22 protein-coding genes and 1 riboswitch are annotated in these 25,884 nt (G+C 69.3%); of the genes, 13 read left to right on the top strand and 9 right to left on the bottom strand.

What is annotated here, in order from left to right:
- Nucleotides 1-35: 35 nt before the first annotated feature.
- Nucleotides 36-725, bottom strand: a complete 690-nt coding sequence (locus ACH492_RS09520) for an AAA family ATPase (RefSeq protein WP_398984504.1) — start codon at nucleotides 723-725, stop codon at nucleotides 36-38.
- A gap of 148 nt (nucleotides 726-873) precedes the next feature.
- Nucleotides 874-971, top strand: a riboswitch (glycine riboswitch).
- 148 nt (nucleotides 972-1,119) lie between these two features.
- On the opposite strand from ACH492_RS09520, the gene gcvT reads away from it, so the two are divergent.
- The 5 genes from gcvT (at nucleotide 1,120) to ACH492_RS09495 (ending at nucleotide 6,081) form a co-directional block, all read left to right on the top strand.
- Nucleotides 1,120-2,244 carry a glycine cleavage system aminomethyltransferase GcvT gene (gcvT, locus tag ACH492_RS09515; RefSeq protein WP_398984503.1) on the top strand — a complete coding sequence of 375 codons (1,125 nt, stop codon included), beginning with the start codon at nucleotides 1,120-1,122 and terminating at the stop codon, nucleotides 2,242-2,244.
- A gap of 61 nt (nucleotides 2,245-2,305) precedes the next feature.
- On the top strand, nucleotides 2,306-2,683 hold the full coding sequence (gcvH, locus tag ACH492_RS09510; RefSeq protein WP_398984501.1) for a glycine cleavage system protein GcvH: 378 nt from the start codon (nucleotides 2,306-2,308) through the stop codon (nucleotides 2,681-2,683).
- An 11-nt stretch (nucleotides 2,684-2,694) separates the two neighbouring features.
- Nucleotides 2,695-3,957: a serine hydroxymethyltransferase gene (gene glyA / locus ACH492_RS09505; RefSeq protein WP_307660978.1), complete on the top strand. Its 1,263-nt coding sequence runs from the start codon at nucleotides 2,695-2,697 to the stop codon at nucleotides 3,955-3,957.
- Between the two features lie 150 nt (nucleotides 3,958-4,107).
- On the top strand, nucleotides 4,108-5,475 hold the full coding sequence (locus ACH492_RS09500; protein ID WP_398984498.1) for an L-serine ammonia-lyase: 1,368 nt from the start codon (nucleotides 4,108-4,110) through the stop codon (nucleotides 5,473-5,475).
- A gap of 213 nt (nucleotides 5,476-5,688) precedes the next feature.
- Nucleotides 5,689-6,081 carry an STAS domain-containing protein gene (locus tag ACH492_RS09495; protein WP_398984496.1) on the top strand — a complete coding sequence of 131 codons (393 nt, stop codon included), beginning with the start codon at nucleotides 5,689-5,691 and terminating at the stop codon, nucleotides 6,079-6,081.
- 85 nt (nucleotides 6,082-6,166) lie between these two features.
- Here the strand turns inward: ACH492_RS09495 and ACH492_RS09490 are convergent, their stop codons facing one another.
- Nucleotides 6,167-6,382, bottom strand: coding sequence for an EF-hand domain-containing protein (locus ACH492_RS09490; protein ID WP_215092733.1), 216 nt, complete (start codon nucleotides 6,380-6,382; stop codon nucleotides 6,167-6,169).
- 82 nt (nucleotides 6,383-6,464) lie between these two features.
- Here ACH492_RS09490 and ACH492_RS09485 point away from each other — a divergent pair, with 82 nt between their 5' ends.
- The 3 genes from ACH492_RS09485 (at nucleotide 6,465) to ACH492_RS09475 (ending at nucleotide 9,191) form a co-directional block, all read left to right on the top strand.
- The gene (locus tag ACH492_RS09485) at nucleotides 6,465-7,103 is read left to right on the top strand and encodes a GNAT family N-acetyltransferase (protein WP_398984494.1); all 639 of its coding nucleotides are present in this window, start codon (nucleotides 6,465-6,467) and stop codon (nucleotides 7,101-7,103) included.
- A gap of 194 nt (nucleotides 7,104-7,297) precedes the next feature.
- Entirely contained in the window at nucleotides 7,298-8,029 is a 732-nt protein-coding gene (locus ACH492_RS09480) for a tRNA-dependent cyclodipeptide synthase (RefSeq protein WP_398984492.1), read from the top strand.
- Complete coding sequence (locus ACH492_RS09475; protein ID WP_398984490.1) at nucleotides 8,004-9,191, top strand: cytochrome P450; 1,188 nt, start codon at nucleotides 8,004-8,006, stop codon at nucleotides 9,189-9,191. The genes ACH492_RS09480 and ACH492_RS09475 overlap by 26 nt, the downstream gene beginning before the upstream one ends.
- Nucleotides 9,192-9,406: 215 nt before the next feature.
- Here the strand turns inward: ACH492_RS09475 and ACH492_RS09470 are convergent, their stop codons facing one another.
- The 6 genes from ACH492_RS09470 to ACH492_RS09445 all read right to left on the bottom strand — a co-directional run bounded on the left by ACH492_RS09470 (nucleotide 9,407) and on the right by ACH492_RS09445 (nucleotide 16,052).
- Nucleotides 9,407-10,597 carry a hypothetical protein gene (locus ACH492_RS09470; protein WP_398984488.1) on the bottom strand — a complete coding sequence of 397 codons (1,191 nt, stop codon included), beginning with the start codon at nucleotides 10,595-10,597 and terminating at the stop codon, nucleotides 9,407-9,409.
- Nucleotides 10,597-11,367 carry a polysaccharide deacetylase family protein gene (locus ACH492_RS09465; RefSeq protein WP_398984486.1) on the bottom strand — a complete coding sequence of 257 codons (771 nt, stop codon included), beginning with the start codon at nucleotides 11,365-11,367 and terminating at the stop codon, nucleotides 10,597-10,599. The genes ACH492_RS09470 and ACH492_RS09465 overlap by 1 nt, the downstream gene beginning before the upstream one ends.
- A 399-nt stretch (nucleotides 11,368-11,766) precedes the next feature.
- Nucleotides 11,767-12,270, bottom strand: coding sequence for an ATP-binding protein (locus tag ACH492_RS09460; RefSeq protein ID WP_398984484.1), 504 nt, complete (start codon nucleotides 12,268-12,270; stop codon nucleotides 11,767-11,769).
- Between the two features lie 263 nt (nucleotides 12,271-12,533).
- Nucleotides 12,534-13,301, bottom strand: coding sequence for an enoyl-CoA hydratase/isomerase family protein (locus ACH492_RS09455; protein WP_398984482.1), 768 nt, complete (start codon nucleotides 13,299-13,301; stop codon nucleotides 12,534-12,536).
- 97 nt (nucleotides 13,302-13,398) lie between these two features.
- Nucleotides 13,399-14,643 (bottom strand): Ig-like domain-containing protein, encoded by a 1,245-nt coding sequence (locus tag ACH492_RS09450; RefSeq protein WP_398984480.1) that lies wholly within the window; start codon nucleotides 14,641-14,643, stop codon nucleotides 13,399-13,401.
- Between the two features lie 182 nt (nucleotides 14,644-14,825).
- Nucleotides 14,826-16,052 (bottom strand): Ig-like domain-containing protein, encoded by a 1,227-nt coding sequence (locus ACH492_RS09445; protein ID WP_398984478.1) that lies wholly within the window; start codon nucleotides 16,050-16,052, stop codon nucleotides 14,826-14,828.
- Nucleotides 16,053-16,254: 202 nt separating this feature from the next.
- Between ACH492_RS09445 and glgX the strand changes: the two genes are divergently transcribed.
- From glgX to ACH492_RS09430, 3 genes are all read left to right on the top strand, one after another.
- Entirely contained in the window at nucleotides 16,255-18,531 is a 2,277-nt protein-coding gene (gene glgX / locus ACH492_RS09440; protein WP_398984476.1) for a glycogen debranching protein GlgX, read from the top strand.
- 102 nt (nucleotides 18,532-18,633) lie between these two features.
- Nucleotides 18,634-20,682, top strand: coding sequence for an ABC transporter ATP-binding protein (locus tag ACH492_RS09435; RefSeq protein WP_398984475.1), 2,049 nt, complete (start codon nucleotides 18,634-18,636; stop codon nucleotides 20,680-20,682).
- A complete protein-coding gene (locus ACH492_RS09430; RefSeq protein WP_398984474.1) occupies nucleotides 20,679-22,517 on the top strand; it encodes an ABC transporter ATP-binding protein in 1,839 nt (612 codons plus the stop codon). Before ACH492_RS09435 ends, ACH492_RS09430 begins: the two co-directional genes overlap by 4 nt.
- A gap of 9 nt (nucleotides 22,518-22,526) precedes the next feature.
- On the opposite strand, the gene ACH492_RS09425 is transcribed toward ACH492_RS09430, so the two are convergent.
- The gene (locus ACH492_RS09425) at nucleotides 22,527-24,356 is read right to left on the bottom strand and encodes a glycoside hydrolase family 15 protein (RefSeq protein WP_398984472.1); all 1,830 of its coding nucleotides are present in this window, start codon (nucleotides 24,354-24,356) and stop codon (nucleotides 22,527-22,529) included.
- 372 nt (nucleotides 24,357-24,728) lie between these two features.
- Between ACH492_RS09425 and ACH492_RS09420 the strand changes: the two genes are divergently transcribed.
- A complete protein-coding gene (locus ACH492_RS09420; RefSeq protein WP_398984470.1) occupies nucleotides 24,729-24,887 on the top strand; it encodes a hypothetical protein in 159 nt (52 codons plus the stop codon).
- 39 nt (nucleotides 24,888-24,926) lie between these two features.
- On the top strand, nucleotides 24,927-25,658 hold the full coding sequence (locus ACH492_RS09415) for a hotdog fold domain-containing protein (RefSeq protein WP_398984468.1): 732 nt from the start codon (nucleotides 24,927-24,929) through the stop codon (nucleotides 25,656-25,658).
- The last annotated feature ends 226 nt before the right edge of the window (nucleotides 25,659-25,884 follow it).

Raw genomic sequence — 25,884 nt, 5'->3', positions numbered from 1 at the left:
GCGGGTGGGGGCGCGGCCTTCGGCCCCCATTGTCCTCAATCGCCGGACGGGCCTGCTTTCGACTCCTCGAAGCCGACCCGGCCGAGCACCCCCGCCGAGTCCCGGTCGAGCAGCACCGCAGACGCGCAGCCCGCGGGCAGCCGCCCGGCCTCCGCGTCGCCGACCAGACGGCCCACCGCCCGCCGGTGCCGGGCGAATGCGTACCCCGACACTCCGCGGCCGCGCTCGCGCTGGCCCTCCCTGGCCACCGCGGGCGTGACGTCAAGCAGCACCAGATGCAGGCCGCGGCCGCGGCGGCGCGCCTCGCGGGCCAGCCAGCGCCGCACCCAGGCCTGGGTGCCGCAGTCGTGTACGACGACGCTCTCGCCGGAGCGCAACGCGCGCCGCAGTCCGGCGTAGTGCGCGATCCGGACCAGTGGGCGGTAGACGGCGTACGGCAGGAGCTTCGGCATCCGCGCGTCCCACCGGTCACGGGTGTCCTGCGAGTCGATGCCGCGGCCGCGCGCCGCGCGCCGGATCAGCGTGGACTTTCCGCTGCCGGGCAGGCCGGAGACGACCACCACGTCACCGGCGGCGAAGACCAGACTGCGCGGGCTGTGACCCGAGCGGTCTCTCAGGTCACGCAGCACGGGCGCAGGCACCTCGGCCAGTCGCCGAGCGGCCGCGCCCGGCGGGGCGGGCACCCCCGCGGTCGTCGCGTACGCCTCGGAGCGGTGCAACGTCATCACCCTCCCCCATGTCGGGTTACCCACCCTTGCCCATGAAGTGTAAAGAAACGGTAATGAGGCACAACCATATTGCAGCCAAGGACCTGTCGCCCCACTCCGCCACGATGCGTGCAATGATGTGCGCGCCAACTGCATACCGGCCGCTTGAATCCACGCGGGAGAGTCCTGGCCACTGTGTGCGCCGGGCGCCGAAGGAGCAAGTCCCTCCCTTGAATCTCTCAGGCCCCGTACCGCGTGTGATGAGGCAGATCTGAAAAGCGAGCCGCTGTCGAGTGGCTCCACCCAAGGTGCAAGTCACGACCACCGATACGTGCGGTCGCGACGAACCTCTCAGGTTCCGATGACAGATGGGGAGGATTGTCCTCGCCAGCATGCCCTGGGAGCCACATCTATGAGCAACGCCCCCCGTCTGACCGCCCTCGACGCCCTGCACCGTTCGCTGGGCGCGACCATGACCGACTTCGCGGGCTGGGACATGCCGCTGCGGTACGGCAGTGAGCGCGACGAACACAACGCCGTCCGCACCAAGGCCGGCCTCTTCGACCTCTCCCACATGGGCGAGATCACCGTCACCGGGCCGCAGGCCGCCGACCTCCTCGACTACGCACTGGTCGGCAACATCGGCGGTGTCGCCGTCGGCCGCGCCCGCTACACCATGATCTGCCAGGAGGACGGCGGGATCCTCGACGACCTGATCGTCTACCGCCTCGGCGATACCGAATACATGGTCGTCGCCAACGCGGGTAATGCGCAGATCGTCCTGGACGCTCTGACCGGGCGCTCGGAGGGCTTCGGCGCCGAGGTGCGCGACGACCGTGACGCGTATGCCCTGATCGCCGTCCAGGGCCCCGAGTCCCCGGGCATTCTTAAGTCGCTGACCGACGCCGACCTGGACGGGCTGAAGTACTACGCGGGCCTGCCCGGCACGGTCGCCGGTGTCCCGGCGCTGATCGCCCGCACCGGTTACACCGGCGAGGACGGCTTCGAGCTCTTCGTCGAGCCGCAGCACGCCGAGAAGCTCTGGCAGGCGCTGACCGACGCCGGAGCGCCGGCCGGTCTGATCCCCTGCGGCCTCTCCTGTCGCGACACGCTGCGCCTGGAGGCGGGCATGCCGCTGTACGGGCACGAGCTGACGACCGCGCTGACACCGTTCGACGCGGGACTGGGCCGGGTCGTGAAGTTCGAGAAGACGGCCAATGGCGGGCGCTTCGTCGGCCGTGAGGCCCTTGAGGCCGCCGCCGAGCGCGCCGGGACCAACCCGCCGCGCAAGCTCGTCGGCCTGATCGCCGAGGGCCGCCGGGTCCCCCGCGCCGGTTACCAGGTCGTCGCAGGCGGTCAGGTGATCGGCGAGGTCACCTCGGGCGCCCCGTCGCCGACGCTGGGCAAGCCGATCGCCATCGCGTACGTGGACGCGGCGCACGCCGCTCCCGGCGCCGAGGGCGTCGGCGTCGACATCCGCGGCGCCCACGAGCCGTACGAGGTCGTCGCGCTGCCGTTCTACAAGCGCCAGAAGTGATCTTCAGCACCACACCACGCCCGTTCAGCATCACTCCCCCGCGTACAGGAGAATTCAGGCCATGAGCAACCCCCAGCAGCTGCGCTACAGCAAGGAGCACGAGTGGCTGTCGCCCGCCGAGGACGGCGTGTCGACAGTCGGCATCACGGAGCACGCGGCCAACGCGCTCGGTGATGTGGTGTACGTACAGCTCCCGGAAGTCGGTGACACGGTGACCGCGGGCGAGACCTGCGGCGAGCTGGAGTCGACCAAGTCGGTCAGCGACCTGTACTCGCCGGTCAGCGGTGAGGTCGTCGAGGCCAACCAGGACGTGGTGGACGACCCGTCGCTGGTGAACTCCGCCCCCTTCGAGGGCGGCTGGCTCTTCAAGGTGCGCGTCACGGAGGAGCCGAAGGACCTGCTCTCCTCCGACGAGTACACCGAGTTCTCCGGCTCCTAAGGACGTATGGCATGTCTGTTCTCAACACCCCTCTCCATGAACTGGACCCCGACGTCGCCGCCGCTGTCGACGCCGAGCTCCACCGTCAGCAGTCCACCCTCGAGATGATCGCCTCGGAGAACTTCGCTCCGGTCGCGGTCATGGAGGCGCAGGGCTCCGTCCTCACCAACAAGTACGCCGAGGGCTACCCCGGCCGCCGCTACTACGGCGGCTGCGAGCATGTCGATGTCGTCGAGCAGATCGCCATCGACCGCATCAAGGAGCTCTTCGGCGCCGAGCACGCCAACGTCCAGCCGCACTCGGGCGCCCAGGCGAACGCGGCCGCGATGTTCGCGCTGCTCAAGCCGGGCGACACGATCATGGGTCTGAATCTCGCCCACGGCGGGCACCTGACCCACGGCATGAAGATCAACTTCTCCGGCAAGCTCTACAACGTGGTCGCGTACCACGTCGACGACGCCACCGGTCAGGTCGACATGGCCGAGGTCGAGCGGCTCGCCAAGGAGTCGAAGCCGAAGCTGATCGTGGCCGGCTGGTCCGCGTACCCGCGTCACCTGGACTTCGCGGCCTTCCGCCGGATCGCCGACGAGGTCGGCGCGTATCTGATGGTCGACATGGCCCACTTCGCGGGTCTCGTCGCCGCCGGGCTGCACCCCAACCCGGTGCCGCACGCCCATGTCGTCACCACCACCACGCACAAGACCCTCGGCGGTCCGCGCGGCGGCGTGATCCTGTCCACACAGGAGCTCGCCAAGAAGATCAACTCGGCGGTCTTCCCGGGCCAGCAGGGCGGTCCGCTGGAGCACGTCATCGCCGCGAAGGCGGTCGCCTTCAAGGTCGCGGCGTCCGAGGAGTTCCAGGAGCGCCAGCAGCGGACCATCGACGGCGCCCGGATCCTCGCCGCGCGTCTGGTCCGGGACGATGTGACCGAGCACGGGGTCTCCGTCCTGTCGGGCGGCACCGATGTGCACCTGGTCCTGGTCGACCTGCGCAACTCCGAGCTGGACGGCCAGCAGGCCGAGGACCGGCTCCACGAGGTGGGCATCACCGTCAACCGGAACGCCATTCCGAACGACCCGCGGCCGCCGATGGTCACCTCGGGTCTGCGGATCGGCACCCCGGCGCTGGCCACCCGCGGTTTCCAGGACGAGGACTTCCGTGAGGTTGCCGACATCATCGCCGAGGCGCTGAAGCCGTCGTACGACACTCAGGCGCTCAGCGCACGGGTCTCGGCGCTGGCCGCGAAGCACCCGCTTTACCCCGGCCTGAAGTAGTTCCGTACGGTTTTGTACGAAACGCTTTTGTACGAACCCGTGGGGCACCGCGCACACTGGACAGTGCGCGCGGTGCCCCGCACCGTGTACCCCGCTCGCTTCTGCACCACCCCGGCAGACAACGGCGTCTACCAACCCTAGGAGTTCTCCGTGGCCATCTCGGTCTTCGACCTGTTCTCGATCGGCATCGGCCCGTCCAGCTCCCACACGGTCGGCCCGATGCGCGCCGCCGCCATGTTCGCCCGGCGGCTCAAGAACGAGGGCATGCTGGCCCACACCGCCGCCATACGCGCAGAGCTCTTCGGCTCCCTGGGCGCGACCGGCCACGGCCACGGCACCCCCAAGGCCGTCCTGCTCGGCCTGGAGGGCAATTCCCCCCGTACCGTCGACGTCGAGACCGCGGACGCGCAGGTCGAGCGCATCCGCACCAGCGGCCGGATCAGTCTGCTCGGCAGCCACGAGATCGGCTTCGACTTCGACAAGGATCTGGTTCTGCACCGCCGCAAGGCGCTGCCGTACCACGCCAACGGCATGACGATCTTCGCGTACGACGCCGAGGGCGTGACGGTTCTGGAAAAGACGTACTACTCGGTGGGCGGCGGCTTCGTCGTTGACGAGGACGCCGTCGGCGAGGACCGGATCAAGCTCGACGACACCGTGCTGAAGTACCCCTTCCGCACCGGTGACGAGCTGCTGCGGCTCGCCCAGGAGACCGGTCTGTCCATCTCCGCGCTGATGCTGGAGAACGAGAAGGCCTGGCGTTCCGAGCAGGAGATCCGCGAGGGCCTGCTGGAGATCTGGGGGGTCATGCAGGCCTGTGTCGCGCGCGGCATGTCCCGCGAGGGCATCCTGCCCGGCGGTCTCAAGGTCCGCCGCCGCGCGGCCAACTCGGCCCGCCAGCTGCGCGCCGAGGGCGACGCGCTGGCCCGCTCCATGGAGTGGATCACGCTGTACGCGATGGCGGTGAACGAGGAGAACGCCGCGGGCGGCCGGGTGGTCACCGCCCCCACCAACGGCGCCGCGGGCATCATCCCGGCCGTGCTGCACTACTACATGAACTTCGTGCCCGGCGCCGACGAGGAGGGCGTGGTCCGTTTCCTGCTGGCCGCGGGCGCGATCGGCATGCTCTTCAAGGAGAACGCCTCCATCTCCGGCGCCGAGGTCGGCTGCCAGGGCGAGGTCGGTTCCGCCTGCTCGATGGCCGCGGGCGCGCTCGCCGAGGTGCTCGGCGGCACCCCTGAGCAGGTCGAGAACGCCGCGGAGATCGGCATGGAGCACAACCTCGGTCTGACCTGCGACCCGGTCGGCGGCCTGGTCCAGATTCCGTGCATCGAGCGCAACGGCATGGCGGCGGTGAAGGCCGTGACGGCGGCGAGGATGGCGATGCGCGGCGACGGCAGCCACAAGGTCTCGCTGGACAAGGTCATCAAGACGATGAAGGACACCGGCGCGGACATGTCGGTGAAGTACAAGGAGACCGCGCGCGGCGGCCTCGCGGTGAACATCATCGAATGCTGAGCGTCATCGAGTGCTGAGCATCGTCCGCTGCCGAGCCGGTGCGGAGGCCTCGGCGGGTCAAGTCGCTTCACGCGGGTTCACCCACACGGGGGAGCTTTCTGAGCTCCGAACGTTTTTTCACCTCCGTACGCCCGAAACCCCGCACTAGCCTCCCAGCCAGTACGCCCAACCTCAGGTGGCCACATCGGGCTCGCCGCAGCAAGGAGAACAGCCATGGCCGAGGGGCTGACTTCCACGTCGTCCGGCTTACACGCACCCCTCCCCGGACCGTACGGCCGGGCTTACCGCACCCGGGGCCGTACCGTCGTCGAGCTGCACGGCGAGGTCGACATCGCCGCGGCGAAGCCCATCGGGGCCTATCTGGACGTGGTCACCGCCGTCCGCGGCCACCATGTGGTGGTCGATCTGACGCATGTGGCGTTCTTCGACTGCTCGGGCCTGGCCCTGCTGTGCCGCGCGCGGCGGCGTATCGCCGAGAACGGCGGGCGGATGTGGGTGGTGTGCGACCGCCCGGCGATTCTGCGCGTTTTCCGGGCGGGCGCGGTGCTCGAAGTGTTCCGTACGCTGCCGACGCTGGACGACGCCCTGGCGGCCGAGGACTGGTGAACTCCGGGGCCGTCCCCGGCCTGGCCGGGGAGCCTCCCCCAGAGCCTTCGGCCTGGGAGGTGCCCCCCGATGGATCAGGCCTTGTTCAGCCCTTGTTGAGCGAGGCCCAGAACTCCTCGAACGTCAACTGACCGTCGCCGTTCGCGTCCTTGGTCTTGATCACTGCCTCGGCGACCGTCTCGGTGACATTGAAGTCCCCCAGCTGCGCCATCACGCTCTTGTACTCCGCCGCCGTGATCAGGCCGTCGCCGTTCACGTCGTACCGCTCGAACGCCCGGCGCGCCTCTTCGATGTCGGCCACTGCTTCCGCCCCTTCTTGGTGCATTACTGACGGAGGTCACATTAACGGCCTGGTGGAGACTTAGGACGAGGAGGTACGCGGGATGAGCGACGCACTGGCGAGGATCCTGGCAGCCGCGGCGGCCGGGGAGTTCCCGCCACCGGACGGTTCCACAACCGTGATCGGGCAGCCGAACGCGCGCGACGCGGGCGTGGTCGCGTTCACCGCACATTCGGTGATCTTCACGGACGAGGATCCGGAGTGGGTACGGGCCGAGCTCGCCGCGACCGACTCCGACCGGCTTGCCGCCGCGATGAACCCGGCGTTCCTGGCCGCCATGCTGGCCCGCACAGGCCGCTCGATGAACACCATCGACATGCTGACGGTCGCCGGGGCGCTGCCGGGCAGGCCCGATCTCGAGCTGCGCGAGATCGAGGACCCGGACCACCCGCGGGTGGCGCGCGCCCTGAAGTTCCGTGACGGCGTACGGGTCTGGGCCGCCGCCGGCGGAGTGGTGGTGCTCGGCCGGGGTGTGGCCGGCCGCTGGGAGACCGCGATCGAGGTGGACGAACGGGCGCGCGGCCTCGGCCTGGGCGTGGCGCTCGCGCTGGCGGCACGCCATCTGGTGCCGGACTCCGTCGTGTGGGCCCAGCAGTCGCCCGGAAACGCCCGCAGCGTGCGGACATTCCAGGCCGCGGGCTTCAAACCGGTGGGCTCCGAGGCGCTGTTCGTGGCCGGCTGAACAGACGACAGAAAAGCCTTCAACTACCTTTTCCGTAGGGTGGAAGATGATTTTCCGCCCTACTGGATGCAGTTCTGGCCAAACCCCTGAGGGGAATTCGTCACTCTCCGCCGACGGGAGATAACTTCATGCCGTCGCCGCCACACCAGGAGCACAGGGCTCCCAGGGACAAGCGGCGCAAAGGTGATGTCATCGTGACGATCACAACCGACTCCTTCTCGGTCCGGCCCTTCACCCGTAACTGTCACATCATTTGGGACGAGGGCGACCATGTCCTGATCGGGGTTTCCCCGGGGAACAGCTATTTCTCCGCCCGCCGGATCACCGAACTCACACGCTGGGCGGCCCCGCGTTTCACCGCGGTGGACATCGTCTACGCAGATCTGCATGTGGCAGCCGTCTTCGCGTCATTGGGCCACACTCCCGAACAAGCCGCCCGGCGGGCGGCCAAGGAGCTCAAGGCGGTACGCAGGCGGATTGTCGGCGGAGTGGCGGCGGCCGGGCCGCCGGGCCGCCGGATCGGGGTGCGGGCGCTGTCGGAGTTCTCCGACGATCCGGTCTACGCGCTGCTGCACCGGCGGGTCCAGCACTTCCTCGCCACCGACGATGAATTCCGTAAGAGCTGCGACCTCATGGTCCAGCAGTTCCTGGCACCCAAACTGACAGCCGGTGAATCCATCTCCCCCGGGCAGCGGTCCGCGTGTCTCGACTACATAGCCGCCGAACTCCCCTTCTTCCTCGACACTCCGGGGATTCTCGGCGTCCCTTCCTCCGTCTCCTGTTATCACGCGCTGATGCCGCTGACGGAACTCCTCTTCTCAAAGGGCGGCGGGCTACGAGCCGCCCGCAATCAGGCCTATGCCGTCGTACGGCCCGAAGCACCTGAAAGGAGCGCGGACGATGACCTCCAATCCCGAGCAGCTTGATTTCCCGCTCTCCCGGCGCGGTGATGTGCTGCCCGCCGAGTGCGCCTGGCTGCGCGAGAAGCAGCCGGTGACCAGGGTGCGTACGCTCACCGGCGACAGCGCCTGGCTGGTGAGCAGTTACGCGCTGGCCAAGCAGGTCCTGGAGGACGAGCGGTTCAGCCTCAAGGACACGGCCGCTCCCGGAGTGCCCCGGCAGTACGCGCTGACGATCCCGCCCGAGGTCGTCAACAACATGGGGAACATCAACAGCGCGGGGCTGCGCGGCGCGGTGATGAAGGCGCTCAGCACACGGACCGACGGCCTGCAGGAGTGGCTGCGCGCCACGGCCGACGAACTCGTCGACGGCCTGCTGGCCGAGGGACCGCCGGTCGACTTCCGGGCGGGGTTCGCAGAGCCGTTCTCGGCCGCCCTGCACTGCAAGGTGATCGGGGTGCCGTTCACCGACTGGCGGCGGCTGATGTCGGGGCTCGACATCGCCTTCATGACCAGCGTCCGGCCTTTCGACGGGGCGAGCCTCAACTGGTACAAGGACCTCGGCCATATGGTCGACCGGCTCAACTCCCCCGAGCGCTCCGGCCTGCTGGCCGCGCTGGCGGCGCTGCGCGAAGACGCGGAATCCGCGCATCTGACGGACGAGATGCTGGCCACCGTCGCCGTGTCGCTGTTCGGCGCGGGCGCGGTCTCCACCTCCGCCTTCCTGGTCCTCGCCATGCTGGCGCTGCTCCAGCGCCCCGAGCGGATCGGGTATCTGCGGGACCACCCGGAGCGGATGGGGCCCGCCGTCGACGAGCTGCTGCGCTGGAATCTGTCGATCGGCGACGGACTGCCGCGGCTCGCCCTTGCCGATGTCCGGCTCGGTGAAGTCCTCGTCCGCAAGGGCGAGTTGGTGCTGGTCCTGGTGGAGGGGGCGAACTTCGACCCGGAGGTCTTCGAGAACCCCGACCGCCTCGACCTGGAGCGGGCGCCGAATCCGCATCTCTCCTTCGGGGGCGGCCGCCACTTCTGTCCGGCCTCCGGCCTGGGCCGGCTGCACGCCGAGACCGCGCTGGCGGCGATCGTGGACCGGCTGCCCCGGCTGCGGCTTGCCGTACCGGACGAGCAGTTGGTGTGGCGTACGGGCTTCATCAAACGGCTGCCGGAGCGGCTGCCGGTGCTGTGGTGAGGCGGGGCCCTGCGGTGGTCCTTTAACTGGGGCTCCGCCCCGGACCCCGCGCCTCAAACTCCCCCGGGCTTCGTCCGGGGGGATCCCCACGGGCCTTGAATTTCCCGCCGGCCGGCCTGAAAACTCAGGCCGGCCGGCGGGAATCAAGCCCGTCCGGCGTTTGAGGACAACGCCCGAAGGGCGTACGGGGTCCGGGGACTCGGCCCGCACTCGTCCTAGCGGAAGACACCCGTGTGGCCGAGCGAGTAGCGACCGGGCTGCGGGTAGACCGCGAGTCCGTGCGGGCCGCTGCCCACCGCGATACGAGCCAGCTGCCTGCCGGTGGTGGTGTCGATCGCGTACACCTCGGAGTCGTAACGCCCGGACAGCCACAGCACCTTGCCGTCCGCCGAGACACCGCCCATGTCGGGGCTGCCGCCGTCCGGCAGCCACCACTTCTTGGTGAGCCTGTTCTGCTTGAAGTCGAAGATCGAGATGGAGCCCTCGCCCCGGTTGGGGACGTACATCTCCTTGGAGTCACGGCTGATGTAGAGACCGTGGCAGCCCTTGCCGGTGGGCAGCAGCCCGGGCTTCAGGAAGCTGTCGCCGTCCAGCACCCACACGCCGTGCGCCATCATGTCGGCGATGTAGAACGTCTTGCCGTCCGGGGAGAGCTTCACGTCCTGCGGCATCGCGCCGGGGAAGGGCAGCTTCTGCCGGCCGATGACCTCCATCTTCTCGGTGTCGACCTTCAGCAGCTCGCCCGAGAACTCGCAGGAGACGACGAAGTACCTGCCGTCGGCGGAGAAGTCCGCGTGGTTGACGCCGTAGCAGGAGACCGGGGTCGACTTGACCTTTTTCATGGTGTGCGGGTCGCGGAAGACGAGTTCGCGGTCGAGGGAGGCCATCACGATGGCGTACTTGCCGTTGGGCGTGAAGTAGAGGTTGTACGGGTCGTGCACCTCGACCGCCTTGCCCGCGACGCCGGTGGCCGGGTCGATCGGGGTGAGCGTGTGGCCGCGGTTGTTGTTGACCCAGAGCGTCTTCATGTCCCAGGACGGGACGACGTGCTGCGGCTGGACTCCGACCGGGATCGTCCCGATGACCTTGTACGTGGTGGGGTCGATGACCGAGACGGTGTTGGAGCCGGTGTTGGGCACGTACACCCGGGACGGGAAGCCCCTGACCACCGGCGAGAGCTTGCCCGGCCGGTCCGCGGAGTAGATGTCGTCCGGGTCGAGCACCGGCGGCATGCCGGGCAGTCCGGCCGGGGCAACGGCCTTGGGCTTGGCGGGCAGCGCGGCGGACTTGGTGTGGCGCGCCTCGTCGCCGTGTGAGCTGCAGCCCACGAACAGGGCGAACAGCGCGAGCAGCGCGCCGGCGAGCAGCGCGGTGGTTCTCTTGGTGAGCGCAATGAGCGGGTGCATCAGGTCAGCAGCTCCGTGGTCGTCACCGCGCGCAGTCCGCGGCGGTCGAGGTCGTCGAGGAGGCCGGGCAGTGCGGCGACGGTTTCCGCATAGCCGAAGTGCAGGCTCACCACGGATCCGCGCTGGATCTGCCGGGTGACGTTGCGGGTGACGGCCGTGGCGCCGGGCGAGGTGAAGTCGAGGGAGTCGACGTCGTACGAGAGGACGTGTGGGTAGCCGGCCCGGTGGGCGAGTCTGGCGACGAGGGGGGTCGCGTGCTGCGTACGGGAGGGGCGGAACCAGCTTCCGATGGAACCGGTGAGCCGGCGCAGCCGCTCGGCGCAGTCGGTGATCTCGGCGTACGCCTCGGTCTCGGACATCGATGAGATGCCCAGATGACGCTGGGTGTGGTTGCCGAGGTCGTGGGCGCCGTCGAGGATCCGGCGGGCGAGTTCGGGGTGCTGGTCGAGCCAGTCGCCGACGACGAGCACGGTGATGCGGGCGCCGGCCCGCTCGGCCTCGGCGAGCACGGCCTTGGCGATGGCCGGGTCGCCCTGGCCGTGGAAGGTGAGGGCCACCCTGTCGCGGTCGCGTGGGCCGTGCGCGATCTCGGCGGGCTGCCCGGGGAAACGGAGCGGGGCGGGTGCGGGACGGGGACCGCGGGACGGCGGGGCAGGCGGGGCGGGCGGCGCCGGGGCGGGACCGCCGTCGGTGCAGCCTGTGGCGAGGGCGCCCGCGGCGGCGGCCCCCACCACTGCGCGCAGTGCGCTGCGGCGGTCGATCGAGCTCACGGGAAAGCACAGTAGGGGTGAACCAGGCAAAAGATAACGATTGACCCAATTCGGGATATCCGCAGGTCGGGCCGCCGGAGCCCCACCTTCAGTCGGCGAGGCAATGAATCACTCGCCAAACCCTATATTTATTCAGCATTTACTAGGCGAGTGGCCCATCTCACCTACGATTCACTTCCAAGATGTGTCGCTTTACTCACTAATGCCCGAGTAAGGACTTTTGGCAGTGCGGCACCGCGTCTGCCATAGTCAGAGGACACGACCCCCATTGACCCGGGACAGGTCGTCGTAAGCCGCCGTGGATACCCCCCCCAATCCACGGCGCTCCGCAGAAGCCCCCGCTCAGGGGGCTTCTGTGTGTCCGGGTCGCGCTGTCCGGGGCAAGGGGTCCGGGTCGTGTCAGCGGTCGGAGATCCGCATCTCGAACCACGTGGTCTTGCCGCGCGGCAGCAGATCCACGCCCCACCGGTCGGAGAGCTTGTCAACGAGGAAGAGCCCGCGGCCGCTGATGTCCATCTCCTGGACCGGCATCAGACAGGGCAGACCTCGCGAGGGATCGCGGACCTCGATCCTGATCCAGCCGCGGCGGCGCAGCATCCGCAGCCCGAAGACCCGCGCCCCGGTGTGCCGTACGGCATTGCCGACGAGCTCCGAGACCAGTAACACCGCATGCTCGGCGATCTGCGGGGAGAGCGCCCACTGGCGCAGCACCACGCACTGGGTCAGCCGGCGCGCGGTGGCGGCCGACTCGGGGCGGGAGGGGAGCTTTATTTCCTCATCCGTGGGATCGCCGAACAACTCCAGCGCCCTGAGCGCCTGTTCGTCCTCGACGGCAGGCAACCACCGCGCCGCGGCCGCGTTGCCGCGCTGCCGCGGCTGTTCCACACCTTCGAGGCCCGCCATGCCCCCATCATGGCCGCAACGAGCGAATTCCGGGGCCGTTCCGGCGGAATAGAGCCCCCGGAATCGGCTGCTCCGGGGGGATCTGACGGCATATGACTATGGCCGCATGCAGGCTCTCGCGCCCATCCTGAGCTGCCCTGACGCCCCGCTTATAAATGATCGCCAAGTGCTGCGGGACCGATAGGACTTAAGGCTGCTTTAAGACTCAGCTAAGCCGCACACAGGGTTGACGCGGACGGCCGATGTGTCCAACTGACTTGAATTCAGAGGAACTTGGCCTTGCCCGGGCCCTCTTCCACAAAGCTACGCATCCCGCGCTCGCGGTCCTCTGTCGCGAACAGGCCCGCGAACCAGTTGCGTTCAATGGCGAGGCCCGTCTCGATGTCCGTCTCAAGACCCGCGTCGATGGACTCCTTGGCGGCGCGCAGTGCCAGCGCGGGACCCTGGGCAAGCCTCGCGGCCCAGGCATGGGCCTGCTCGTACACCTCGGCGGCCGGTACGACACGGTCCACCAGGCCCAGTTGGAGCGCCTCGTCCGCCTTCACCATGCGGCCGGTGAAGATCAGGTCCTTGGCCTTGGACGGGCCGATCAGCCGCGACAGCCGCTGGGTGCCGCCGGCGCCCGGGATCAGGCCCAGCAGGATCTCCGGCTGACCGAGCTTGGCGTTGTCCGCGGCGATCCGGAAGTCGGCGCAGAGCGCCAGCTCGCAGCCACCACCCAGCGCATAGCCGGTGACGGCCGCGACGACGGGCTTGGGGATGCGGGCGACGGCGGTGAAGGAGTCCTGGAGCGCCCGGGACCGCACGACCATCGCCGTGTGGTCCATCGCCTGCATCTCCTTGATGTCCGCGCCGGCCGCGAACACCTTCTCGCCGCCGTACAGGATCACCGCCCGCACGTCGTCCCTGCGGGCCGCCTCATCGGCGAGCTCGCGCAGCCGGTCCTGGACTGCGATGTCCAGCGCGTTCATCGGCGGGCGGTCGAGACGGATGGTGCCGACGCCTTCGGAGACCTCAAGATTGACTGTCATGGACCGAGGTTAGCCCGCGTTAACGGCAACGGACCCGGTGCTCTCCGTCACAGCACCGGGTCCGTTCTCGTCGTACAGGAACTACGTCATACAGGAACTACTTGGTCCACTCCGCCCAGGACATGTTCCAGCCGTTCAGGCCGTTCTCCGGGGATATCTGCTTGTCCTTGGAGTTCTTCACGATCACCACGTCGCCGATGATCGAGCTGTCGAAGAACCAGGCCGCCGGAGTGGAGCCGTCACCGGCGCCACGGGCGTCGCGCAGGCCCACGCAGCCGTGGCTGACGTTCGCCGATCCGAAGGTCCCGGACGAGGCCCAGTAGTTGCCGTGGACGAAGGTGCCCGAGTTGGACAGGCGCATCGCGTGCGGCACGTCCTTGATGTCGTACTCGCCGCCGAAGCCGACGGTGGCGCCGTTCATCCGGGTCACCTTGTACTTCTCGCTGATGACCATCTGGCCGTTGTACGTCGTGGTCGACGGCGCGCCCGCGGTGATCGGGATGTTCTTGATCTGCTTGCCGTCGCGTACGACCTTCATCCGATGCGCCTTGGCGTCCACGGTGGAGACCTGGCTGCGGCCGATGGTGAACTTCACCGTCTTGGACTGCTCGCCGTACACACCCGGGCGGCCCTCGACGCCGTCCAGGTTCAGCTTCACGGTCACCTTGGTGCCCGCGGCCCAGTACTTCTCCGGGCGGAAGTCGAGGCGGTCGTTACCGAACCAGTGGCCCTCGATCGGCACCGACGGCTCGGCCGTCACCTTGACGGCCCGCTCGACGGCGGCGGGGTCGGTGATGCCACGGGTGAAGTTGATCGAGACCGGCATGCCGACGCCGACCGTCGAACCGTCCTCGGGGCTGTAGTGCCCGATGAAGGTGTTCTTCGGGACGAGCGTGGTGAAGCTGGTGTCCTTCGCCGACTCACGGCCGTCCGCGTCCTTGGCGACGGCGTGCACCTTGTACTTGGTGGAGCCGGCCAGATGCTGCAGCGGCTGCCAACTGGCGCCGTCCGCGGCGAGCTTGCCCTCGACCGGGGCGCCCTTGTCGTCCTGGACCGTGACCGTGGTCAGCTTGCCCTTGGCCGCGGTGACCTTCAGCGCGCCACTGGTGGCGACCGAGTCGGCGCCGTCCTTGGGCGCTATGGTCACCACCGCCTGGGAGGCCGCGTTCCCGACCTTCCCGCCGTCCTTCTTGCCCTTGCCGTCGCTGTCCTTGTCGGAGTCCCCGCCCCCGCAGGCCGTGACCAGCACCAGCAATGCCCCCAGCACCAGAGCCCGCAGCGGGGCGCCCCCACGCCCGCGTCCCGCCCCGGCCGACGCCCCCGATATCGGCTGCCCGTTCAAAATGGTCTCCCCCCTCGCACGGCCTGGCCCCGCCAAAGCCCGCACCCCCGCGCGCCTCACGCACGCACGGCGATAGATAATCACACCGCGGGTAGTTGATCCTCCCCGCGAATGTCACCGTTCAGTCCCAACTTGTCCGGTGGGCTCATCTGAACGGTGCGGGCCTTGCAGGTCAGCGAGGGTCAGCCCAGTGCGGAACCGGCCTTCCACGTCTTCCAGTCCAGGTTCCAGCCGCCGAGGCCGTTGCTGGGATCGACCTTCTTGTCACGCGAATTGAAGACCTCGACCACATCGCCGATCAGCGTCCGGTCGAAGAACCAGCCGGCCGGGGTGTCCCCGCTGCCGCCCTTCACATCACGCAGTCCGACACAGCCGTGGGACACGTTCGCCGATCCGAACGTCTCCGGCGCGGCCCAGTAGTTTCCGTGCAGGAAGGTGCCGGATTTGGTCAGCCGCAGCGCGTGCGGCACATCCTTGATGTCGTACTCGCCCCTGCCGTTCCGCCTCTTGAAGCCGACCGTCGCACCGTTCATCCGGGTCACGTCGAACATCTCCATGACCACCATCTTTCCGTTGTACGTCGTCGACTTCGGCGCTCCCGCCGTGATCGGGAGAGTCGCCAGAACCCCGCCGTCGCGCCGTACCTGCATGGTGTGCTTCGCCGCGTCGACGAGCGAGACCTGCGAACGGCCGATGGTGAAGGCGACGGTCTTCTGCTGGATGCCGTACACCCCCGGCGCGCCCTCGACGTCGCGCAGCCGCAACTCGACGGTGACCTTGGTGCCCGGCTTCCAGTAGTCGCGCGGACGGAAGTCGAGGCGCTCGCTACCGAACCAGTGGCCCGCGATCTCGACCGGCGGGTCCGAGCTGATGCGAATGGCGCGCTCGACGGCCTCGCGATCCTCGATCTCCCGGTTGAAGTCGAAGGAGACGATCATGCCGGTGCCGACGGTCGAGCGGTTCTCGGGCTTGAAGTAGCCGATGAAGCGGCGCTCGGGGACCTGCGTGGTGAAGGTCGTATGGCGCGCCGAGCGGCGGCCGTGCCCGTCCAGCGCGACCACGTCGACGCTGTACTTGGCGGACAGGTCGAGGCGGGTGCCCTCGTCCGGCTTCCAGCTCAGGCCGTCCTCGGAGATCTCGCCCTGGATCTCGGTGGGCTGGGCGTCCTCGACCTGCGTCACCTTGACCCGCTCGAGCCGCCCGCTGGGCAACCGCACTTCGAGGGGGCCTTCGGGGCCGACCCCCTTCGCGCCGTCCTCGGGAACAACTCGGATCGTGTCCTCGATAGACCGGGGCTTGCTGCCGATGTCCAGCTTCTCGCTGGTGCAGCCGGTCAGCCCGGCCATGAGTCCTGCCCATGTCAGGGCGACGGCCACGCCCTGCCCTGCCCGCTTCATTACGTGTCTCACGTACCGCCCAACGACCACGCCCCTCCAGGGGAAACGTGAGAGCAGGGCCATGTTGGGACAAGAGCAGCGCGGGCAGAACAGGTGGGAGGCCACGCGTGGCTGCCGCGGCCGGGACGCCGTAAGCAGCCGTACTCCCCCAGAGCCCTCCGGCGCCCGGGGAGGTACCCCCAGCGGGGCCCGACGAGCCGCGGGAGGCCGGCAGGTGTCGAGCGCAGCCGAGCAGGAGACAGTGCAGGAGGGGGTGCGGGACGACCTGCCCGGCCCACTTCCGGCGGCCGGGGTCAACGGCCGCCACCGGGAGCCCGGAGCCCGCAGGCCATCGGTGTGGCCGGGGGCGCCGACGCCTCTCGGGGCCCGTTTCCGGGTCGGTCCGGACGGGGTGGCGGGGACCAACTTCGCGCTCTGGGCGGGCGGTGCGGAGTCGGTCGAGCTGTGCCTCTTCGACGACGGGGGCGATTCGGCCACGGAGACGCGGCTGCCGCTGACCGAGCTGACGCATGAGATCTGGCACGGCTTCGTGCCCGGGATCCGGCCGGGTCAGCGGTACGGCTTCCGGGTGCACGGCCGCTGGGACCCGTGGACGGGTGCCCGCTGGAATCCGGCGAAGCTGCTGCTCGATCCGTACGCACGGGCGGTGGACGGGGACTTCGGCCTGCCCGCGGAGGTGTACGGACACGTACGGGACTGGCCGCAGCAGCATGTCGCGGACACCGTGCGCGACGACCGGGACTCGGCACCCCATGTGCCCAAGGGCGTCGTCGTCCACGATGACGCCCCCGACGACGAATGGATGGACGACCGCAGGCCCAAGACCCCGTGGGCGGACTCGGTCATATACGAACTTCATGTGCGTGGCTTCACCAAGCTCCATCCGGGGATCCCCGAAGAGCTGCGGGGCACCTACGCGGGGCTCGCGCATCCGGCGGCGATCGAGCATCTGGTGCGGCTCGGGGTGACGGCGGTCGAGCTGCTGCCGGTGCACCAGTACGCGCACGAGGACCATCTGCTGAGGCGGGGGCTGCGCAACTACTGGGGCTACAACTCCATCGGCTACTTCGCGCCGCATGCCGGGTACTCGGCGAGCGGGACGCGGGGTGAGCAGGTCGGCGAGTTCAAACGGATGGTGCGCGCACTGCACACCGCAGGCATCGAGGTCATCCTCGATGTGGTCTACAACCACACCGCGGAGGCGGGTGAGCTGGGTCCGACGCTGTCGCTGCGCGGGATCGACAACCGCGGCTACTACCGCCTCCAGTCGGACGCCCGGACGTACGCCGACTACACCGGGTGCGGCAATACGTTGCATGTGGTGCAGCCACATGTACTGCGGCTGATCACCGATTCGCTGCGCTACTGGGTGACCGAGATGGGCGTCGACGGCTTCCGTTTCGACCTGGCGGCGGCGCTGGCGCGCTCCATGCACGACGTCGACATGCTCTCCCCCTTCCTCGCGGTGATCGCCCAGGACCCGGTGCTGCGGCGGGTGAAGCTGATCGCCGAGCCGTGGGACGTCGGCAACGGCGGCTACCAGGTGGGCGCGTTCCCACCGCTGTGGACCGAGTGGAACGACCGGTACCGCGACGCCGTACGGGACTTCTGGCGCGGCGCGCTGCCCGACGTACGAGATCTGGGATACCGGCTTTCCGGGTCCAGCGATCTGTACGCGTGGGGCGGGCGGCGGCCGTACGCCTCCATCAACTTCGTCACCGCGCACGACGGATACACCCTGCGCGATCTGGTCAGTTACGAGCAGAAGCACAACGAGGCCAACGGGGAGGGCAATCGGGACGGCACGAACGACAACCGGTCCTGGAACTGCGGCGCGGAAGGCGAGAGTGACGATCCGCGTATCAACGCTCTGCGGCGGCGCCAGCTGCGGAATCTGCTGACCACCCTGCTGGTGTCGACGGGTGTGCCGATGCTGGTCGCGGGCGACGAGATGGGCCGTACGCAGGGCGGCAACAACAACGCCTACTGCCAGGACAACGAGGTCGGCTGGCTGGACTGGTCGCTGCTGGAGACCCCAGGGCCGCGTGGCCTGCTGGAGCTGACCACCCGGCTGCTGGCCCTGCGCCACACCCATCCGGTGCTGCGCCGCCGCGCCTTCTTCTCGGGCCGCGCCCGGGCGGCGGACGGACTGAGGGACCTCGCCTGGTTCACCCCGCACGGCACGGAGATGGCGGAACGGGACTGGTACGCCCCGGCGTCGACGCTGGCCCTCTATCTCTCGGGCCGCGACATCCCGGGACGTGACGCGCGTGGAGCGGAGGTGACGGACGACAGCTTCCTGACGGTCCTGCACGCGGCGGACCGGCCGACGAGCTTCCAGCTGCCGGGCCCGCCGTGGGCGCAGTCGTACGAGCTGGTGGTCGACACCTCGCGGGAGAACCAGGAGACGGCGCCGGGGACGGTGCACACGGGCGGGGAGACGGTGATGGTGCCGGCGCGGTCGGTGCTGCTGCTGCGGGTCAGGACGTAGGCCTGTCACCGGCGGGCTCGGCGCGGCGACTGCGGCGCGGTGGCTGCGGTGCGGCCAAAATCGGATGAGCGCTGTCAGTGGTGAACCGTAGGCTCGGGCCTGATGCCCGAATCACATACAGCTGCCAAAGACCGGTCCACCGTACGTTCGCTGCTACGGCTGTGGCCGTATGTACGCCCCGTCCGAACTCGCCTGTTCAGTGCGTCATTTGTCGCCATTGTGGCCTCCTGTCTGGGCCTGGTCATCCCCCTCGTACTGAAGTGGATCGTGGACGGTCCGGTGGCCGGCCGGGACCCCGGCGGGGTCTGGCTCGGAGCACTGGCCCTGCTGTTGCTGGGGGTCGCCGAGGCGGGGCTCTTCGGATTGAGGCGCTGGCTGGTGGCCCGGCCGCTGGCGGGGGTCGAGGCGGTGATGCGGGCGGACCTCTACCGGCATCTGCAGCGGCTGCCGGTGGCCTTCCACGACCGGTGGCCGTCGGGCCAGTTACTGTCGCGCGGCACGACGGATCTGATGCTGCTGCGGATGTTCCTGGCGTTCCCGCTGACCTTTCTGCTGGTCAACGCGGTGACGATTCTGGTCGGGTTTGTGATTCTGCTCGGCCAGGAGTGGACGCTGGGTCTCGTGCTGCTCGCGCCGATCGTGCCGCTGGTGATTCTCTGCTCGCTGTTCGAGTCGCGGTACGCGGTCGTCGCGCGGCGGGCGCAGGACCAGGTCGGCGATCTGACGACGGTCGTCGAGGAGAGCGTGCTCGGCATCCGCATCATCAAGGGCTTCGGCCGCCACCGCAGCCAGGCGCTGGCGTTTCGCGAGCTGTCGGAACGGCTGCGCGGCACGGAGCTGGGCAAGGCGCGGCTGCTGGCGGGGATCTGGGCGCTGATCACGACGATCCCCGAGGTGACGATCGGCGCGGCTCTGGTGCTCGGCACGGTCCAGGTCGCGGACGGCGGACTGTCGGCGGGCACGCTGGTGGCGTTCCTGTCGACGGCGCTGGCGCTGCGGTGGCCGGTGGAGTCGATCGGCTTTCTGCTGGCGATGAGCCAGGAGGCGGCGACGGCTACAGAACGGTACTTCGAGGTGATGGACGCGGCGGAGGAGTCGGACGCGGCACTCCCGGCCGAAGCGGCGGCCGAGGGTGAGGACGGGCTGCGGTTCGAGGCGGTCGAATTCCGCTACCCGGACGCGCCGGCGGAGGCGGCGCCCGTGCTCGCCCGTATCGATCTACGGGTGCGGCCCGGGGAGACCATGGCCCTGGTCGGGGGCACGGGCTCCGGGAAGACGACGCTCACCGCGCTCGTACCGCGGCTGCACGAAGTGAGTGCCGGGCGGATCACACTGGACGGGGAGGACATCGCCGCGATGCCACTGGAGCGGCTGCGGCGGCTGGTGTCGGTGGCGTTCGAGGAACCGACGCTCTTCTCGGCGAGCGTCGGCGAGAACGTCCTGATGGGCGCGGAGGGCGCGGGCGAGCGGGAGTTGGGCCGGGCGCTGGACGTCGCGCAGGCCGGTTTCGTGCGTGCGCTGCCGTACGGCGCGGACACCCAGGTCGGCGAACAGGGCCTCAGTCTCTCCGGCGGCCAGCGCCAACGCCTCGCCCTGGCCCGGGCGGTGGTCGGCCGCCCGCGCTTCCTGGTCCTCGACGACCCGCTGTCGGCGCTGGACGTGCACACGGAGGCCCTGGTGGAGGCGGCCCTGCGCAGAGTGCTGGAAGACACGACGGCCCTGGTGGTGGCGCACCGCCCGTCGACGGTGATGCTGGCGGACCGGGTGGCGCTGCTGTCGGGGGGCCGGATCGCGGCGGTGGGCACGCATAGGGAACTGCTGCGTACGAATGCGGAGTACGCATGGCTGATGTCGGGAGCGGAGTCGCGGCGGCGCGAGGCCGGACCCGAGGTGGGGTCCGGTGGGTCGACAGGCGCCGAGGCCGGCCGGCCCGCGCCCGAGAGCGGCGGGACGGCAGTCCTGGCGGCAGCGGCTGCCACCGGGGAGGACGCTGCCGCCGGACCGCCGTGCGGCGAAGCCGCAGCCCTGGCCGGGCCGGACGTGGCCGACGGGGCGCTCGGTGGCCGGGGGCACCGGGACGTGCCCTCCCATGGTGCGGCCCAACTGCCCCCGGCCACCTCGTCCGGCCACGCCGAAGGGAGTCCCCGATGACCACGACCACCACCTCGGCCGCCCCCGGTGGCGTCCATGGCGGGGACGATCCCTTCGACCGGGATGCCCTGCCCACGCCCCAAGGAGCGACCGGTGCGCTGCTGCGGTCTCTCCTCGCGGCCCGACGCGCACGCGTCGCCCTGGCCGCGCTCCTCCTGCTGCTCCAGCAGGCCGCCGTCCAGGCCGGGCCCCTCCTCGTCGCGTACGCCATCGACCGCGGCGTACCCGCCTTCCAGCGGCACGACTACGGGCCGCTCATCGCCGTCGCCACCGGGTACGCCGTGTGCGCGCTCGGCGCCGGCCTGCTCCAGTACTCCTTCATCCGGACCTCCGCCCGCGTCAACCAGGACGTCCTCCTCGACCTGCGCGGCCGGATCTTCCGCCACGCCCAGGCCCTGAGCGTCGACTTCCACGAGCGCTACACCTCCGGCCGGTTGATCTCCCGCTCGACCACCGACGTGGAGTCCCTGCGGGAGCTGCTCAGCGAAGGGCTCCAGGAGCTGATCACGGTCGTCCTCGCCTTCGTCTACATCTCGGCCATGCTGCTCTGGCTGGACCTCGGGCTCGGCGCGCTCGCCGTGCTCTCCTTCGTACCGCTGTATCTGCTGGTACGCCGCTACCGGCGCCGCGTCGCCGTCGTCTTCCGCACCCGCTCCACCCTGATCGCCGCGGTCATCGTGAAGTTCGCGGAGACGATGAACGGCATCCGCCCGGTGCGCGCGTTCCGGCGCGAGCGCGCCAATGACGTGGAGTTCCGGCGCCTCAACCACCGCCATGAGCGCAGCAACGGCGACGGCATGCTGGAGATGGCGCGCTATGTCATCGGCTCCCGGCTCGTCGCCAACACCGCCGTCGCCGGGATCGTCCTCTGGGGCGCGTACCGCGTCGCCTCCGGCACCCTCGCGCTCGGCGTGCTGGCCGCCGCCGTGCTGTATCTGCGGCGGCTGTACGACCCGATCGACCGACTCGGGATGTTCCTCAACTCCTATCAGTCCGCGGCCGCCTCGCTCGAGAAGATCGCTGGTCTGCTGGCCCAGACGCCGTCCGTACCGGAGGCGCGGGATCCCAAGGGCCTGCCCGTACCCCACAGTGACCACCCGGGCCGCGAGGTCGCCTTCGAAGGCGTCCGCTTCGCCTACCGCACCGGCGGCGAGGTGCTGCCCCGCTTCGACCTGACGATCCCGGCCGGCCAGACGGTCGCCGTCGTCGGCTCGACCGGCGCGGGCAAGTCCACGCTGGCCAAGCTGCTGGCCCGCTTCTACGATCCCACCGAGGGCCGGGTCCTCCTCGACGGCGTCGAGCTGCGCGATCTGGCCACGCCCGAACTGCGGCGCGGGGTCGTGATGGTGACGCAGGAGGCGTTCCTGTTCTCCGGGACGGTCGCGGAGAACATCGCGATCGGACGGCCGGACGCTTCGCGTGCTGAGATCGAGCGCGCCGCCAAGGCTATCGGCGCGCACGATTTCATCAGCGGCCTGCCGGACGGCTACGACACCGACGTACGCAAACGGGGCGGCCGGATCTCGGCCGGCCAGCGCCAACTGGTCGCATTCGCCCGCGCGCTGCTCGCCGACCCGGCGGTGCTGATCCTCGACGAAGCGACGAGCTCGCTCGACATCCCGGGCGAACGGGCGGTGCAGCGGGCGATGGACACGGTGCTGCACGGGCGTACGGCTGTCGTGATCGCGCACCGGCTGTCGACGGTGGAGATCGCGGACCGGGTGCTGGTGATGGAGCACGGGCGGATCGTGGAGGACGGGTCACCGGCCGAACTCATCGGCGGGGAGGGGCGGTTCGCGGATCTGCACCGGGCATGGCGGGACAGCCTGGTCTGACGTGGCCTGTCAGCCGAGGGCGCGGTCGAGGTTGAACGCGGCGCTGATCAGTGAGAGGTGGGTGAACGCCTGTGGGAAGTTGCCGAGCTGTTCGCCGGTCAGTCCGATTTCCTCGGCGTACAGGCCGACGTGGTTGGCGTAGGTAAGCATCTTCTCGAAGGCCAGCCGGGCCTCCTCCAGCCGTCCGGCGCGGGCGAGCGCCTCGACGTACCAGAAGGAGCAGATCGAGAAGGTGCCCTCGGCCCCCCGGAGGCCGTCCGGGCTGGCTTGGGAGTCGTAGCGGTAGACCAATGAGTCGGAGACCAGGTCCGCGGTGAGCGCGTCCAGCGTCGCGAGCCATTTGGGGTCGGTGGGTGAGATGAATTTGGCCATCGGCATCATCAGCACAGAGGCGTCGAGTACGCGGGCGTCGAGGTGCTGAACGAACGCCCCTCGTTCAGGGCTCCAGCCGCGTTGCATGATTTGCCGGTAGATCGCATCGCGGCTCTGCCGCCACCGGGGGAGGTCCGCGGGCAGGCCGCGCCGGTTCGCCATCCGGATGGCTCGTTCTATCGCCACCCAGCTCATCAGCCGCGAATACAGATAGCTCCTGCGTCCCCCGCGCGTTTCCCACACGCCGTCGTCGGCCTGGTCCCAGTTGTCGCAGAGCCAGTCCACCAGTACACCGATCTCCTCCCACCGATCGCTGCTGATGGGTTGTCCCCACTTGTCGTACAGATACACGGAGTCGATGAGCGCTCCGTAGATGTCCAGCTGGAGCTGGCCGGTGGCGGCATTTCCCACCCGCACCGGGGCGGACCCCATGTAGCCCTCGAGGTGGGGCAGCTCAAGCTCGGGCAGCTCGCCGCGCCCGTCGATGCCATACATGATCTGCAGCGGACCCGCGGGACCGCTGCCACGCATGATGCCCCGCTCGGACAGGAAGCCCATGAACGCCTCGGCCTCTCCGGTGAAGCCCAGCCTGAGCATGGCGTAGACGCAGAAGGCGGCGTCCCGGACCCACACGAACCGGTAGTCCCAGTTGCGCTCGCCGCCGACCAGCTCGGGCAGGCTGGTCGTCGGGGCAGCCACGATCGCACCCGTCGGCGCGTAGGTGAGCAGCTTCAGCACGAGCGCGGAGCGGTGCACCATCTCGCGCCACCGTCCCTGGTAGCGCGAACCGGCCAGCCAGTCGCGCCAGAACCTGACTGTCGTCTCGAACTGGTCCTCCGCCTCGGCCTCGGGACAGGCCCGCGGGACGACGTCATCACTGATCTGGTCGAGGGCGAACACCGCGGACTCGCCTTCGAGGAGCTTGAAGCGCGACCGCACGTCCAGGCCGTCGCACTCCAGCGGCGCGGTGGCGGTCAGCCCCAACGACAGACTCTCGGACCGGAACATCGCATAGTTGCCCTGCAGCTGCGCGGAATGCGGTTCGGCCCCGTAGCCGAAGCGGGGAGCCACCCGCGCTGTGAACGGAAGCGATCCCCGAACGCAGATCACCCGCCGGATCAGCCGGTGCCGGGCCGCCGCGCCCGAGTCGTCCTTGACCGGCATGAAGTCCTGGATCTCCGCCACCCCGTCGGAGGCGAAGAACCGGGTGATGAGGACGTTGGTGTCGGGAAAGTAGAACTGCCGGGTTCGCGTGGGCACTTCGGCGGCCAGCTCGAACGATCCGCCCCGGTTCGTGTCCAGAATGGAGGCGAACACGCTCGGCGAGTCAAAGCGTGGGCAGCAGTACCAGTCGATGGTGCCGTTGGTGCCCACGAGGGCCGCGGTGTGAAGATCGCCGATAAGGCCGTGCTCGGCGATCGGCAGATAGGGCGAGAGGCCCTCTCGTCCGAATCCGGGGTTCGCCATATCGGCCTCCCTACGACCGCAGGGCGCATAGTGCGTACACGTGATACTAGATCTCCACGGCCGCGGATGCCATCGCAGCCCAGTGGCGCTCCAGAATGACATCACAGGGTCTGACCTGGCATGACGCTACTCAGGACCGGGGCTTCGGCAAGATCGGCGGCTTTCTCCTGTCCTGCGGAGCGAACCTTGCCGAAGAAGTCCCTGAGCGTGGTCTCAGCCGGCGCGCAGCGGGACGACGGCCTCCCCTTTGCGTCCGGGGCGGGTGCTGCCAAGGATGATCCCGATCTTGGTCATGGGTATCCCTCTGTGACTTTCCGCTGATCGATACGCCCGAGGTGATCATCGGCAGGGGATCGAGCACCGCCCGAAACCGTGGCCCGCAAGATCACGGCGGCGCTCAAGGACCTCAGCGCGACCCGCTTCGATCTGAGGTACGGGATGAACGGAATGCCTCACAGCGCACTCATGACCAACATCGAGCTGTTCGGCACCAAGGTGGCACCGCTGGTATGCGAGATGGTGGGCTCCTGACCCCACGAGCGCCGGCCGCGACCGCCTACCGTGGAGTTCATGACCGACTCGACGCCCGACGTGATCCTGGTGCCGGAGCTGTATACCGGCTACCCCGAGGTGGCTTTCGGCGGCTTTGTCGCAGGCGTGCTGGCTGAGCGGTCCGGGGCGAAGACCGTACGAGTGGACTTCCGCGGCCCCGTGCCGGTCGGGGTGCCCGTGCGGATCGCCGGAACGGCGGACGGTGGCTGCGAGTTGGGCGACACCGGGCGGCCGCTCGCGATGGCCGCCCCTGCCGAACTGGACCTCGACGCTCCGGCAGCGCCGAGCTGGGACGAGTCGGTCGCCGCTGCCGAGGCGTTCCGGGCCGCGCCGCCCGCCGGGCTCGTCGACTGCTTCGGCTGCGGCCTGGACCGTACGCCCGACCGCGGACTGCGCCAGCACTGCACCCCGGTGCCAGGACGGGACGTGGTGGCCTGCGGCTGGACCCCGGATCCGGCGCTCGCGGACCCGGACGGCCTGCTCCCGCCCGAGCTGGTCTGGGGCGCTCTGGACTGCCCGGGCAACTGGGCGGGCCGGCTGCTCGGCACCCAGCGCCCGGGCGCGGTGACAGCGTCCCTCACGGGCACGCTCCTGCGCCCGGTCGCCGCGGCGGCACCGCACATCTCGTACGCGTGGGTCCTTGACGAGTCGGGCCGCAAGCACACACTGGGCGTGGCACTGGCAACGGTCGACGGCGAGTTGTGCGCCGTGGCCGAGGCCCTGTGGCTGGACCCGAGGCCCGCGGCCTGACGCATCCCGACACGCACGCGCGAGGACACCGGTACGCCCTCGACGGATGGCACGGAACTGGCCACAGTTCGATGTGATCACCGCGACCGGAAGCCGTCCCTTGCTCAACACCCTTTTCACACAGTCGAGTTCGAGCGCATCTTGAAACCCGTTCTATTTCGGGCTCCGGTGAACCCTCGCCGGCATCGCGGCAATGATCGACGAAACGTCCGCTTAACGAACATGA

Source organism: Streptomyces sp. NPDC019443 (genome assembly GCF_044389785.1).
Taxonomy (GTDB): domain Bacteria; phylum Actinomycetota; class Actinomycetes; order Streptomycetales; family Streptomycetaceae; genus Streptomyces.
Note: the sequence above shows the minus strand (reverse complement) of the source record. Positions and strands in the feature narration are given on the sequence as shown.